Origin of the sequence: Catellatospora tritici (assembly GCF_019083965.1) — a bacterium.
Taxonomy (GTDB): domain Bacteria; phylum Actinomycetota; class Actinomycetes; order Mycobacteriales; family Micromonosporaceae; genus Catellatospora; species Catellatospora tritici.
In genome coordinates this window covers 1-13,720 of the sequence record NZ_JAHRCY010000043.1, presented here as the reverse complement: position 1 = coordinate 13,720, position 13,720 = coordinate 1, and the positions used below count along the sequence as shown (strand labels likewise).

Sequence of the window (13,720 nt, the reverse complement as noted above, 5' to 3'; positions counted from 1 at the left end):
ACCTGGTGCCCCCGGCAGGAATCGAACCTGCGACCTGCGGTTTAGGAAACCGTCGCTCTATCCCCTGAGCTACGAGGGCGCGAAGCCAGGTTACCCGGCGTCGCCAGTGATTATCACACCGCCCTAGCGGTTCGGCCGCAGCGTCCAGGTGATGGTCATCTCCGCCGTGGTCACGCCCTCGGCGTTGGCGATGGTCACCGATACGTCGAACTCCGGACGCGATCCGGCCTCAAGTTCCCCCAGTACCTCGGCGACCGGGCGGCCCAGCACGGCGGTGGCGGTGACCGGCCCCAGGGCCAGCTTCTTGTACGCGATCCCGCCCCGTACCGCCAGCGGCGTCACCCGGTGCAGCTCCCCGCCGAACGCGGCCAGCACGACCGCCCCGGACGCGGTCTCGCCGAGGCTGTAGACCGCTCCGGCATGCGGGCCGCCCACGTGGTTGTGCACCTCGGGTGCGTCCGGCAGCACGGCCACGGCGCGCACGCCGTCCGCGTCGGCGGTGACCGAGGTGATGTCGATGCCCAGGGTGCGGGCGAAGGGCACGGTGGACAGCAGGCCACTGGCCACGGCGGAGGCGTCGAGCGTCATGCCGCCCACGTTACTGGTGAGTAACGTGGGCGGCAAGACGTGCGATGTGTCAGCGCCAGCCGACGTCGATGCGGTCGCCCCGCTCGTCGAAGAAGTGCAGCGCGTCCATGCGTACGCCGATCGACAGCGGATGCCCCGACCCGATCTGCGGATACGGCGCCAGCCGCACCGCCAGTTCGGCGGCCCGCCGGTGGTGGCGACCCGGGTCGGACAGCACGCTCTCGCGCTGCGACGGCCGCTCGGCGACCGAGGTCGTCGCGCCGGTGCTGCGGCCCTTCATCCGGTTGATGACATGGCCGAAGCGGCGCAGGCGGGACCCGCCCTCCTCCGTCTCGGCGGCGGAGCGGCCGATCTCGTCGACCACGACCGCGGTGGCGCCGATGTCGACGAAGGCCAGCGACTCGTGGCCGTGGTGCTCCAGGTACCGGATGCGGCCCTGCAGCACGTCGCCGGGCGTGTCGGGCGCGACCGGCGTCAGCGCCTCGGCGCGTACGCCGATGACGATGCGTTCGCCGTGGAAGTGGGAGACCGCGCGGGCGCGGATGTCGTCCCACTTGAGGTAGAGCGACTGCTCGCCCAGGTTGAGCTGCACGTAGCGGTCGAGGTGCACGTAGACCGAGGCCTCGAGCAGGTTCATCCGCGGGCTGCCGAGGAAGGCGGCCACGTAGAGCGTCGCCGGCTTGCCGTACACCTGCGTGGGGGTGCCGACGTCCTGCAGCACGCCCTTGCGCATGATGGCGACCCGGTCGGCCATGGTCAGCGCCTCGGCCTGGTCGTGCGTCACGTAGACCGTGCTGACGCCCAGCTCACGGACCAGGCCGGAGATCTCGGCGCGCAGCTCGGCGCGCAGCCCGCTGTCCAGGTTGGACAGCGGCTCGTCCATGAGGAAGAGGCCGGGGCGGCGCACGATGGCGCGACCCATCGCCACCCGCTGGCGCTGGCCGCCGGAGAGCTGGCTGGGCTTGCGCCCGAGCACGTCGCCGATGCCCAGCGCGCTGGCGACGTCGGCGACCCGCTCGGCCCGCGGCTCCGGCTCGATGCCGGACAGGCGCAGTGGGAAGCCGATGTTCTCGCCCACGGTCATGTGCGGGTAGAGCGCGAAGTCCTGGAAGACCATCGCGATCCGGCGGTCCCGCGGCGGGAGCTGGTTGGCCAGTTGGTTGTCGAGCATGATGGCACCGCTGGTCGGGTCCTCCAGACCCGCGATCATTCTCAGCACAGTGGACTTGCCGCAGCCCGAGGGTCCCAGCAGCACCATGAATTCACCGTCAGCCACATCCAGGCTGACGTTGTCGACCGCCACCGTCCCGTCAGGGAATACCTTGGTGACGTCTTTGAGATTGACGGTAGTCACCGTCTCCTCCCGCTGCCCTCGTTCCGGCCCCGAATCTGGACACTCTCGCGAAGAATAGCCCGTCTTCCCATCGGGTAAACGTTCCATGTTCACGCCGTGACAGATCTATTACCGGTGCCACCGAGTTTGAAAGCAAGGGGTTCTAGCAGCCGATTCTCTTCCACCGTCCACTCCGGTCGGACCGCAGCGGCCTTGACCTGCGCGGGCCCGGAAAGCGCTCTCAGGAACTCGTGAAGATCGGCGACGGTCGCGGTGCCTGCACGGTTTCGCCGAGAAAGACCCTGCGTACGACCCGTTCGGCGGCGTGCCCGTCCTCCCAGGCGCAGAAAGTTTCCCGAAAGACCGCCCGGCGTGGCGACTCGTCCCGCCAGCCGCCGCCGCCCAGCACCTCGACCAGTTCTGAGAAGTCGCGGGCCACCGGGCCGGGGGCGTGTGCCACGATGTCGAGCACCGCGCCGCGCAGCCTGCGGTAGTCGGCCCAGTCCGGCACGTAGAGCACGATCGGGCGGTCCAGCACCGCGAAGTCGAAGATCCCCGACGAGTAGTCACTGATCAGCAGATCAGCGGCAAGATAAAGATCTTCGATCACCGGGTATGACGAGACGTCGCGCACCCGGTCACCCGGCCCGAACGTGTCGTCGGCCAGGTAGTGCCCCCGCGCCAGCAGGCGGCTGTCCGGCCCCAGGGCCGCGGTCACCGCCGCCGGGTCGAACCGGGGCAGCGTCATCGGCCGCGGCCGGAACGTCGGCAGGTACAGCGCCACCGTCTCGTCCGGTCCCAGGCCCAGCGCGGCCCGTGCTACGGCCCGGTCCTCCGCCCCGGCTCGGGCCAGCCGGTCGTTGCGCGGGTAGCCCGTCTCCAGCGCCTCGTACGGGCACGGATAGGCGCGCTCCCACACCTGGGTGCTGAACGCGTTCGCGCTGACGCTGAAGTCCCAGCGGTCGCTGCGGCGCAGCAGGCTGCGGAAGTTGTGCCGCTCGCCGGCCGGGTAGTGCTGCTCGTCGAGGCCCATCGTCTTCACCGGCGTGCCGTGATGGGTCTGCAGGTGCACCTGGCCCTTGCGCTTGCGTACGAAGTCGGGGAAGTTCACGTTGTTGACCAGGTATTTGGCCCGCGCGAGGAGCCGGTAGTAGGCGGCGCTGCCCTCGACCACGTGCGGCGTGCCCGGCGGCAGCCCGGCGACCGACTGCGGGCGCACCACCCAGACCCCGTGCACATGCGGCGCGACGGCCCTGGCCCGGCTGTGGATCGCGGCCGGATTGCAGGACACCCCGCGATACCAGTACGAGGCGTAGGCGGCGAGGTTCTCTCGCACCGGCAGCATGGTCTGCAGCCGGTAGTAGGCGCGGTCGAGCAGGCCGACCTGGGGCTTGCGTAGCGGGAAGACCCGGCGCCAGCCCGCGGTCGCCGCCGACGCCGCCTGCGCGGCCCGCCGCTCCACCCGGTAGCAGGTGCGCAGGGCCGCGTACGCGTGCCAGGCGCGCGCCGCGACCAGCCGGTAGCGCAGGCCGTCCTTGCCCGGCGGCGGGGTGAACCCGCCCGGCGGCAGGTAGCGGTCGAACATGTCGGCGGCACGCAGGAACGAGGCGCGGCGCAGGTGGCCGGGCAGGCGCTGCTCGTTGCCGACCGTCTGCATGCAGTGCCGGATCATCTGCTCGAACACGATGGGCCGGACCGGGTCGACCCGGTCGCCGTAGCCGTCGATCAGGTCCCAGGCCCGGTCCCAGTGGTCGAAGACGTCCATGTGCCGGGCGTCGCGGGTGTGCGTGATCGCGCCCTGGCGCCGCTGGCGGTAGGTGTAGCAGACCTGGTCCAGCACCACGATGCGCCGGGCGCCGGTGAGCAGCGGATACGTCCAGGAGACGTCCTCGTACCAGCCGGGGGCGAAGCTCAGGTCGAGCCGTTCCAGCAGCTCGCGGCTGACAATCTTGTTCCAGACGGTGTGGATGGTGCGCAGCAGCCCCGGCCGGGCCAGGATGTCGGCGCCGTCCGGGCCGGGCGCCGCGGCCAGGCGGCGGCGCAGCCCACTGCGCCGAGGCCTGCCGATCGGGTACGACCGTTCGAAGTCGACCATCAGCACCTCGGGCCGCCGATCCCGCAGCACCTCGCTGACCAGCGGCAGCGCCCCCGACGCGAGCGCGTCGTCGCTGTCGACGAACCACACGTAGTCGCCGGTCGCCTGGGCCAGCCCGGCGTTGCGCGCCCGCCCCAGCCCCACGTTCCGCTCCAGGTGCAGCACCTTCAGGCGGCGGTCGCGCGCGGCGTACTCGTCGAGGATGTCGCCGCAGTGGTCCGGCGAGGCGTCGTCGACCGCGATCACCTCCAGGCCCGCGACATGCTGCCCGAGGATCGAGTCCAGACACTCCCGCAGGTACCCCTGCACCCGATAGGCGGGCAACACAACACTGACCGTCACTGGCGCCCCGTCCGACGTGGGCGCGCGGCGGCATCAGCCGCCCGGACGGCTCAGCATTCGATGACGTTGACGGCCAGGCCCCCGCGCGCCGTCTCCTTGTACTTGATTTTCATGTCCGCGCCGGTCTCGCGCATGGTTTTGATGACTTTGTCCAGCGACACGAAGTGGTTGCCGTCGCCGCGCAGCGCCATCCGCGACGCGGTGATCGCCTTGACGCTGGCCACCGCGTTGCGCTCGATGCACGGGATCTGCACCAGGCCGCCGACCGGGTCGCAGGTCAGACCCAGGTTGTGCTCCATCGCGATCTCGGCCGCGTTCTCGACCTGCGCGGGGGTCCCGCCCAGCACCTCGGCCAGCCCGGCCGCCGCCATCGAGCAGGCCGACCCGACCTCGCCCTGGCAGCCGACCTCGGCGCCGGAGATGGAGGCGTTCTCCTTGAACAGCACGCCGATCGCGGCCGCGGTCAGCAGGAACCGCACGATGCCGTCCTCGGAGGCGCCCGGCACGAACTTCGAGTAGTAGTGCATGACCGCCGGGACGATGCCCGCCGCGCCGTTGGTCGGGGCGGTGACCACGCGGCCGCCCGCCGCGTTCTCCTCGTTCACGGCCAGCGCGAACAGGGTGATCCAGTCCATCACCCGCAGCGGGTCGGTGGCGAAGTGCTCGCGCGACAGCGACCGGCGCAGCTCTGCCGCGCGGCGGCGCACCTTCAGCCCGCCCGGCAGGATGCCCTCGTTGGTGCAGCCCGCCTCAACGCAGTCCTGCATGACCTGCCAGATGCGCAGCAGACCCGACCGCACGTCGGCCTCGCTGCGCCAGGACAGCTCGTTGGCCAGGACGATGTCGCTGATGCGCAGGCCGGTCTGCTCGGTCAGGGCCAGCAGCTGGGCGCCGGTCTTGAACGGGTAGCGCACCGGGGTGTCGTCCGGCTTGATCCGGTCGGCCCCGGCCGCGTTCTCGTCCACCACGAACCCGCCGCCGACCGAGTAGTACGTGCGCTCGCGCACGCAGGCGCCGTCGGCGTCGTACGCGGCGAAGGTCATGCCGTTGGGGTGGTAGGGCAGCGCCTTGCGGCGGTGCAGGGTCAGCTCGAACGCCGCGTCCTCGATGCCGAGCAGGCTCACCCGCCCGGCCGCCTTGATCGCCTGGAACCGCTCGTCGGCGGTGGCGGTGTCCACCGTCTCCGGGTCGTCACCGGCCAGCCCGAGCAGCACCGCCTTGTCGCTGCCGTGGCCGTGGCCGGTCGCGCCCAGCGAGCCGAACAGCTCGGCCCGGACCATTACCACCTCACTGAGCCGACCGTCGGCTTTCAGCCCGGTCGCGAAGATCTGTGCCGCCCGCATCGGTCCCACGGTGTGCGAGCTCGACGGCCCGATACCGATTTTGAACAGGTCGAAGACGCTGATCACCGACACACCCTCCGACGCTGGAAGCGGACGGAGCAACGATAGCGCTGTGACCGGGGTCGCCCCTACCTCGGGCGAGCCCGATCACAGCTCATCGGGTCACAGGTCGTTGAAGGTGATGGTGACGTTGGTGTAGCCGAGCGAGTGCAGCAGGCCTTCCAGCGTCTTGCGGGTGTTCTCCTGGGCGCGCTCCTTGAGCTGGCTGCCCTGGGCGGCGTTCTTCAGCTTCTCCTCGGCCGCCTGCATCGTCTCCTGCTGGCGGTTGGGGTCGCCGTCGAAGAAGTCGCCCACCCGGTTGATCAGGCCCCGGTCCTCGGCGTAGACGTAGCTGCGGTCCAGGTCGAGGTTGGGGGCGGCGAGTTGCGGGGCGGGCAGGTTGATCGTCACCGTCTTGTGGTCGGCCGAGTCGATGATCTGGGCCTCGGTGAGCTGCGAGAAGTCGACGTACGCCTCGACGGTGCCGGCGGCCACGAACAGGGTGTGCTGGTTGTACAGCCAGTCGGGCAGGAACTTGCGGTCCTCCTTGAGGTCGACGATGACCTCGTAGTTGCCCTCGGCCGCGACGAACCGGCTCAGATCCTTGATCGACAGCAGCACGGGCGGCTGGCTCTTGTCGGTCACCTGCTCGGCGAACGGGTTGCGCAGCTTCGGGATGAGCCCGGCCACGGTGAGCCCGCCCACCGCGATCCCGGCCAGGGCCAGCACGAGGAAGGTCAGCAGGATGCCGCGGAACCAGCGCCGACGCGGTCGCGGCGGCTCGTGCTCATGGTCGTGGTCGTCGTCCGGGTCCGTGCCCTTGGCCCGCAGGGTGGGCAGGGGCTCGGTCGGCTTGGCTCGGCCCGGTGAGTACTCGGGCAGGTTCTGCGTCGGTTCGTCGGCGCCCATGTGAGCCTCCCGCTGAGTTCCGGTGGTGACACCCACGGTATTACCTCACCCCGACAACGGGACACTCCTGATCTCGAAGACGACTCAGCCGAACGCGGCGATGCCGGTCAACCGCTGGCCGAGCACCAGCTGGTGGATCTCCGAGGTGCCCTCGTAGGTCAGCACGCTCTCCAGGTTGTTGGCGTGGCGCAGCACCGGGTACTCGCCGGAGACGCCGTTGGCGCCCAGGATGGTGCGGCACTGCCGGGCGATCGCGATCGCCTCCCGTACGTTGTTGAGCTTGCCCGCGCTGACCATCTCCGGACGCAGCGCGCCCCGGTCGGCGGTGCGGCCCAGGTGCAGCGCCAGCAGCCAGCCCTTCTGCAGCTCCAGCGCCATGTCGGCGAGCTTGGCCTGGGTCAACTGGAACGCCGCGATCGGCTTGCCGAACTGGGTGCGGTGGACGGCGTAGTCGAGCGCGGTGTGCAGGCAGTCGCGGGCCGCCCCGATCGCGCCCCAGACGATGCCGTAGCGGGCCTCGGTGAGGCAGCTCAGCGGGGCGCGCAGGCCCTCGGCGCCGGGCAGCTGGGCGTCGGCGGGCAGCCGTACGCCGTCGAGCACGATCTCGCCGGTGGCGCTGGCGCGCAGCGACAGCTTGCCGGTGATCTCCCGGGCGGTGAATCCCGGCGTGTCGGTCGGCACGGCGAACCCGCGTACGCCGTCGTCGGTGCGGGCCCAGATCACGGCCACGTCCGCGAGCGGCGCGTTGGTGATCCACATCTTGCCGCCGTCGAGCACCCAGTCCGAGCCGTCGCGGCGGGCCCGGGTGGCCATCCCGGCCGGGTCGGAGCCGTGGTCGGGCTCGGTCAGGCCGAAGCAGCCGATCAGCTCACCCTTGGCCATGCCGGGCAGCCAGCGCTGCTTCTGCTCCGCCGAGCCGTACTTCCAGATCGCGAACATGGCCAGCGAGCCCTGCACGCTCACCAGCGAGCGCACACCCGAGTCGGCGGCCTCCAACTCCAGGCAGGCCAGCCCGTACGCGACCGCGCTGGTCCCGGCGCAGCCGTAGCCGGTCAGGTGCATGCCGAGCAGGCCCTGGGCGCCGAAGTCGCGGGCCAGCTCGCGGACGGGGGCGTGGCCGGTCTCGTACCAGCCCGCCACGTACGGCCGCACCTTGTCGTCGACCAGGCGGCGCACCACCGCCCGGATCTCCCGCTCCTCGTCGGTGAGCAGGGCGTCGAGGTCGAGCAGGTCCAGCGGCAGCACGGGAGTCGTCACGGGCCTCACCTTAACGGCGGGTCAGCACCCCGGTGAAGGACGCCGTCGCCGAACCGGCATGCCGGTCAGCTGAGCTGCAGGACCCGGACGTGGATCTGGTGGCGCTGCTGCAGGGCCGCGCGCAGGGCGCGGTGCAGGCCGTCCTCCAGGTACAGCTCGCCCTTCCACTCCACGACGTGCGGGAACAGGTCGCCGTAGAAGGTCGAGTCGTCGGCCAGCACCCGGTCCAGCGCCATCTCCAACTTGGTGGTGACCAGCTGGTTCAGCGAGATCGGGCGCGGTGGGATCTCGGCCCACTGCTTGAGGGTGTAGCCGTGGTCAGGGTACGGACGACCGTCCCGTACCGCCTTGAAGATCACGTTCTTCCCCTCCCAACCCGACCAGGACCGCGCCCAGACTAACCGCCGGAGGCGACCTCCGGCGCGCCTGTGTTCCCCCACGCTCCACGGTGCACCACATCGTCGAGGCCGCGCCGCCCCCGCTTGAGTGACTTCGACCGATGGTCGGGAGCCCGGTAGCCCACGCTCACCGCCCCGATCGGGGTGTACTCCGCGGGCACCCCGAACGCCTCCCGGAACGCGTCGATCCGCTCCGGCGGCACGCCGAAGAAGCACGCGCCCAGGCCCTCGTCCACGGCCGTGAGCAGCATCAGCAGCGACGCCATCCCGGTGTCGATGTGCCAGTACGGCACCGGCCAGCGCGCCTCGTCCTGATCCGTCCAGCCCTTGTCCGCCTCGGCGTACCGGCTCAGGTAGGCCGCCTTGTGCGACAGCGGCACGATCAGCAGCGGCGCCTTGCGCATGTTGGTCAGCCACTGCCGCCACACCTCGGTCTTGGGCGTGGCCGCGTCCCAGAACCGCGCGCGCTCCTCCGGGGTCTCCAGCACCAGGAAGGCCCAGCCCTGCGAGAACCCGGCCGAGGGCGCGTGCGTGGCGTGGCGCAGCAGCTTCTCCACCACCTCGGGCGGCACCGGCCGGTCCGGGTCATAGTTGCGCACCATCCGGCGACGGCGGACGACGTCGGCGAACTCCATCTACGCCGCCGTCGCGGTGATGCCCCAGGTGCCCGCCCACAGCTGGCTGGGGGCCAGGGTGATCAGGTCCCGGCCGGAGCGCAGCGCGTCCGGCGGGCAGGTCATCGGCTCGATCGCGATCGAGCGGCGGTGCCGCGGACCGGTCAGCGTGTGCGAGGTGAACAGCTGCCACCAGCCGAAGTTCTCGTCGGCCCAGACCCGCACGGCGCGCCCGTCGGGGGCGGTGATGCTGACCGCCGAGCCGCCGTCATCCTCGCGGATCACGTCACCGAACGCGGTGTCCAGCTCCAGCGCGCCCAGGCGCCGGGCCTCGGTGAAGTCGAACTCGCCACCGGCCACCTTCGCCGCGCCGATCGGCAGCATCCGGCCGTCGACCAGCAGGCGGGTGCGGGCGGGGATGTGCAGCACCAGGTCGTCCACGGCGACGCCCGGGATGTGCAGGTACGGGTGAACGCCCAGCCCGAACGGGGCCTCCGTCGGCGCCTCGTTGACCACGGTGTGGCTGATCCGCAGTCCCGCGTCGTCGAGGGAGTACGCGGTGCGCAGGCGCAGCTGCCACGGATAGCCGGGGCGCGGGTGCAGCACGCACTCAACGGTCACGGCGTCCTCGGTCTGCTCGACCGCGGTCCAGGGCAGCCAGTGCACCAGGCCGTGGATGGCGTTGTGCAGGGCCGGTTCGGTCAGCGAGAGCTGGTGCGGGTGGCCGTCGTACCGGTAGTAGCCGTCGCGGACCCGGTTGGGCCAGGGCGCCAGCGTCTGACCGGCGCCGGCGGGGCACAGCTCGTCCGCGCCGAACCCGTCGAGGACGTCCACACCGCCGACCGCGTATCCGCGCAGCCCACCGCCGACTTCGACCACGGTGGCGGTCTGCGCACCGTGCACAATCGTCCATTGGGTGCCGGACGGGTGAAAGTTGGTCACGACCCCGCACCTTACATTGCCGGAGTCAGGGAGCGAGACGTTCCACGATCCACTCGCCGTCTACCCGGCGGTAGCGCAGCCGATCGTGCAGTCGGCTGGGCCGTCCCTGCCAGAACTCCACCGTCTCGGGTTCGACCCGCAGCCCGCCCCAGTGACCGGGCAGCGGCACCTCCGTGTCGGCGGGGAACGATTGCTCCGCGCGGGCGTACGCCTCCTCCAGCGCGGCCCGGTCGGCCAGCACCGACGACTGGGTGCTGGCCCAGGCGCCGAGCTGCGCCCCGCGCGGGCGCAGGTGGAAGTACTCGTCGCTCTCGTCGCGGTCCACCGGCGTGATCCGCCCGCACACCACCACCTGTCGCCCGATCGCGAACCACGGAAAGGTGATGCTCGCGTACGGGTTGGCCAGCGCCTCCCGGCCCTTGCGCGAGTCGTAGTTGGTGAAGAACACGAACCCGTGCTCGTCGTACCCCTTGAGCAGCACGGTGCGGCTGCTCGGGCGGCCGTCCGGCGACGCCGTCGCCACGATCATCGCGTTCGGCTCGACCAACCTCGCCGCCACCGCCTCGCCGAACCAGCGCCGGAACTGGTTGGTCCAGTCCGGGGCCAGCTGCGACTCCAGCAGCCCCTCGGCGCGTACGGCGGGACCGGGCTCGGCGGGTTCGGCGTACTCGCGCCGCATCCGGGCGAGGTCGGGGTGCGTGATCGACGGCTGCTCAGTCACCCGACCATCCTCACCCAGCCCCGGCCGCGACGGAAAACATGTCCCGCCCGGCCCGGCGCGGCGCGGATTCGCCGTTCGCGCGTTGTAAACACCGGAGAATGTCGCGTCTAGCACATCCGTGGCGGGTCGCCAAACGGTTAACGCCGTAGCAAGATGTTGCTCGAACTGAACCAAACCTCAGGTCCGCGCAACCTGCCGCGACACACAGACCGGGAGTACACAGATGTCCGACTTCAAGCCGGGCCTGGAGGGCGTGATCGCCTTCGAGACCGAGATCGCCGAGCCTGACAAGGAGGGCGGCTCGCTGCGCTACCGGGGCGTCGACATCGAGGACCTGATCGGCCAGGTGTCGTTCGGCAACGTATGGGCGCTGCTGGTCGACGGCAAGTTCGGGCCGGGCCTGCCGCCCGCCGAGCCGTTCCCGGTGCCGGTGCACTCCGGCGACATCCGCGTCGACGTGCAGTCCGCCGTCGCCATGCTCGCGCCGTACTGGGGCCTGGGCCAGCTGCTGGACATCACCGACGAGCAGGCCCGCGAGGACCTGGCCCGGGTGTCGGTCACCGCGCTGTCGTTCGTCGCACAGTCGGCCCGCGGCCTGGGGCTGCCCGCCGTGCCGCAGAAGGAGATCGACAAGGCGCAGACGATCGTCGAGCGCTTCATGAAGCGCTGGCGCGGCGAGCCTGACCCCCGCCACGTCAAGGCCGTCGACGCGTACTTCATCTCCGCCGCCGAGCACGGCATGAACGCCTCGACCTTCACCACCCGGGTCGTCGCCTCCACCGGCGCCGACGCCGCGGCGTGCATCTCCTCCGGCATCGGCGCCCTGTCCGGCCCGCTGCACGGCGGCGCCCCGTCCCGGGTGCTGCACATGATCGAGGCCGTCGAGCGCTCCGGCGACGCCGAGGGCTACGTCAAGGGCGTGCTGGACCGGGGCGAGCGCCTGATGGGCTTCGGCCACCGCGTCTACCGCGCCGAGGACCCGCGCGCCCGCGTGCTGCGGCGTACGGCCAAGGAGCTGGGCGCGACCCGCTACGAGGTCGCCGAGGCGCTGGAGAAGGCGGCCCTGGCCGAGCTGCGCGCCCGCCGCCCCGACCGGGTGCTGGAGACCAACGTCGAGTTCTGGTCGGCGGTCGTGCTGGACTTCGCCGAGGTGCCCGCGCACATGTTCACCTCGATGTTCACCTGCGCCCGGGTGGCCGGCTGGTCCGCACACATCCTGGAGCAGAAGAAGCTGGGCCGCATCGTCCGCCCGTCGGCCAAGTACATCGGCCCCGGCACCCGCAAGCCGAGCGACGTCGAGGGCTGGGGCGCCATCAGCCACGCCTGATCCGCTGATCTTCACGAGCGCCCGCGCGGGATCCGCGCGGGCGCTCGCGCTTTGTCACCACGTACCCCCGAACGCATTTGCTCTGCACCCACCCGCTTGCTCTGCACCCGCGGACGCATCGCAGCCGCACCGGTGGGTGCAGAGCAAGGCCGTGGGTGCAGAGCAAAGCCCGGCAGCGGTTGCGCCGGTGGGTGCAGTGCAAGGCCGTGGGTTCAGCGCAGGGCCGTGGGTGCAGAGCAAGCTGGGCGGCGGTTGCGTCTGGGGGTGCAGAGCAAGGCGGTGGGTGCAGAGCAAATGCAGGCGGCGGGAGTATCACAGCGGGCGGGGGTGACAGGTGAGCACCATCACGGACAAACCCTGGGACGGCGCGGCGGCGGCAGCCGCCTGACGTGGGAGAATCCGGGTGATACGGCAGCGTCGCCGCTCTAATCTCGCACTCTCTGACACGCCTGAAGGACTGATGTCATGGCCGAGACGCCGATCCGCATTCCCGCTGAGCTCCTGCCCGCCGACGGCCGTTTCTGCTGCGGTCCGTCCAAGGTCCGCCCCGAGGCGGTAGCGGCGCTCAGTTCGGTCGCCGGCACGTTCCTCGGCACCTCCCACCGCCAGAAGACGGTGAAGAACCAGGTGGCCCGCTTCCGTGAGGGCCTGGCCCAGTTCTTCGGCCTGCCGGACGGCTACGAGGTGATCATCGGCAACGGCGGCACCACCGCGTTCTGGGAGGTCGCCACCTTCTCGCTGATCAAGGACAGGGCGCAGTTCGCGACCTTCGGCGAGTTCGGCGCCAAGTTCGCCAAGGCGGTCAAGGACGCCCCGTTCCTGGGCGCGCCGACCGTGCACAAGGGCGAGCCGGGCAGCGCGGCGTTCCTGGTCGCCGAGGAGGGCGTGGACGCGTACGGCATCCCGCAGAACGAGACGTCGACCGGTGTGGCCGTGCCCGTGCAGCGGGTGGCCGGCGCTGACCCGGGCGCGCTGGTCCTGCACGACGCCACCTCGGCTGCGGGCGGTCTGGATGTCGACCTCACCCAGAGCGACGTCTACTACTTCGCCCCGCAGAAGTGCTTCGCCTCCGACGGCGGCCTGTGGATCGCGATCCTGTCCCCGGCCGCGATCGCGCGCGCCGAGGAGATCAAGGCGGGCGGCCGCTACATCCCGGCCTTCCTCGACCTGGTCACCGCGATCGAGAACTCGCGCCTGGAGCAGACCCTGAACACCCCGGCGCTGGCCACGGTCTTCCTGGCCGCCGAGCAGACCGACTGGATGAACGCGCAGGGCGGCCTGGCCTGGGCGACCCAGCGCACCGCCGAGAGCGCCGAGATCCTGTACCGCTGGGCGGAGAAGTCGCCGGTGGCGACCCCGTTCGTGACCGACCCGGGGCTGCGCTCCAACGTGGTCGCCACGATCGACTTCGCTGACAGCATCGACGCCGCGGCGATCGCCAAGACGCTGCGCGCCAACGGCGTCGTCGACACCGAGCCGTACCGCAAGCTCGGCCGCAACCAGCTGCGCATCGCGCTGTACCCGGCCATCGACCCAGCCGATGTGCAGGCGCTGACCGCCAGCATCGACTACGTGATCGACCAGCTGTAACAGCAGCTCAACGCGGATGAAGCGCGGGCGCCCGAACGGGCACCCGCGCTTCTCGCGTATCGGCCGACGTCGCTACCGGACAGATTCTCGCGTTTCTAATGAGTTCTGGGAGTAGGCCATCCGGCAGACTCCTGGTGGGTAGGTAGCCACCGGCAGACGAGCACTCCCGTTTCCTGGACGTTGAGTCCTACTGAAAGATCGTGCCGCCGCCGGTCGGTGTGG

12 protein-coding genes and 1 tRNA gene are annotated in these 13,720 nt (G+C 70.8%); 2 read left to right on the top strand and 11 right to left on the bottom strand.

Going from position 1 to position 13,720, the window contains the following annotated elements:
- Window positions 1–3: 3 nt before the first annotated feature.
- The 11 genes from KUA19_RS41730 to pdxH all read right to left on the bottom strand — a co-directional run bounded on the left by KUA19_RS41730 (window position 4) and on the right by pdxH (window position 10,539).
- Window positions 4–79: transfer RNA gene (locus KUA19_RS41730), tRNA-Arg, on the bottom strand.
- Window positions 80–123: 44 nt separating this feature from the next.
- On the bottom strand, window positions 124–588 hold the full coding sequence (locus KUA19_RS41725) for a DUF4442 domain-containing protein (protein ID WP_217405511.1): 465 nt from the start codon (window positions 586–588) through the stop codon (window positions 124–126).
- A 49-nt stretch (window positions 589–637) separates the two neighbouring features.
- Window positions 638–1,942, bottom strand: coding sequence for an ABC transporter ATP-binding protein (locus KUA19_RS41720; RefSeq protein ID WP_217405509.1), 1,305 nt, complete (start codon window positions 1,940–1,942; stop codon window positions 638–640).
- A 220-nt stretch (window positions 1,943–2,162) separates the two neighbouring features.
- Entirely contained in the window at window positions 2,163–4,343 is a 2,181-nt protein-coding gene (locus KUA19_RS41715) for a bifunctional glycosyltransferase/CDP-glycerol:glycerophosphate glycerophosphotransferase (protein ID WP_308167952.1), read from the bottom strand.
- Between the two features lie 65 nt (window positions 4,344–4,408).
- Window positions 4,409–5,767: an L-serine ammonia-lyase gene (locus tag KUA19_RS41710; RefSeq protein WP_217405506.1), complete on the bottom strand. Its 1,359-nt coding sequence runs from the start codon at window positions 5,765–5,767 to the stop codon at window positions 4,409–4,411.
- A 96-nt stretch (window positions 5,768–5,863) separates the two neighbouring features.
- Complete coding sequence (locus KUA19_RS41705) at window positions 5,864–6,649, bottom strand: DUF4230 domain-containing protein (RefSeq protein WP_217405504.1); 786 nt, start codon at window positions 6,647–6,649, stop codon at window positions 5,864–5,866.
- Window positions 6,650–6,733: 84 nt separating this feature from the next.
- Window positions 6,734–7,894, bottom strand: a complete 1,161-nt coding sequence (locus tag KUA19_RS41700) for an acyl-CoA dehydrogenase family protein (RefSeq protein WP_217405541.1) — start codon at window positions 7,892–7,894, stop codon at window positions 6,734–6,736.
- Between the two features lie 77 nt (window positions 7,895–7,971).
- Window positions 7,972–8,265, bottom strand: coding sequence for a type II toxin-antitoxin system VapB family antitoxin (locus KUA19_RS41695; RefSeq protein WP_212834051.1), 294 nt, complete (start codon window positions 8,263–8,265; stop codon window positions 7,972–7,974).
- A 38-nt stretch (window positions 8,266–8,303) separates the two neighbouring features.
- Window positions 8,304–8,939, bottom strand: a complete 636-nt coding sequence (locus KUA19_RS41690) for a nitroreductase family protein (protein ID WP_217405502.1) — start codon at window positions 8,937–8,939, stop codon at window positions 8,304–8,306.
- A complete protein-coding gene (locus KUA19_RS41685; RefSeq protein WP_217405500.1) occupies window positions 8,940–9,860 on the bottom strand; it encodes an aldose 1-epimerase family protein in 921 nt (306 codons plus the stop codon).
- Window positions 9,861–9,885: 25 nt separating this feature from the next.
- Window positions 9,886–10,539 (bottom strand): pyridoxamine 5'-phosphate oxidase, encoded by a 654-nt coding sequence (gene pdxH, locus KUA19_RS41680; RefSeq protein WP_217405539.1) that lies wholly within the window; start codon window positions 10,537–10,539, stop codon window positions 9,886–9,888.
- A 265-nt stretch (window positions 10,540–10,804) separates the two neighbouring features.
- Between pdxH and KUA19_RS41675 the strand changes: the two genes are divergently transcribed.
- Both KUA19_RS41675 and serC read left to right on the top strand, forming a co-directional pair.
- On the top strand, window positions 10,805–11,908 hold the full coding sequence (locus KUA19_RS41675) for a citrate synthase 2 (RefSeq protein ID WP_217405498.1): 1,104 nt from the start codon (window positions 10,805–10,807) through the stop codon (window positions 11,906–11,908).
- Between the two features lie 465 nt (window positions 11,909–12,373).
- Window positions 12,374–13,498, top strand: a complete 1,125-nt coding sequence (serC, locus tag KUA19_RS41670; RefSeq protein ID WP_217405497.1) for a phosphoserine transaminase — start codon at window positions 12,374–12,376, stop codon at window positions 13,496–13,498.
- The last annotated feature ends 222 nt before the right edge of the window (window positions 13,499–13,720 follow it).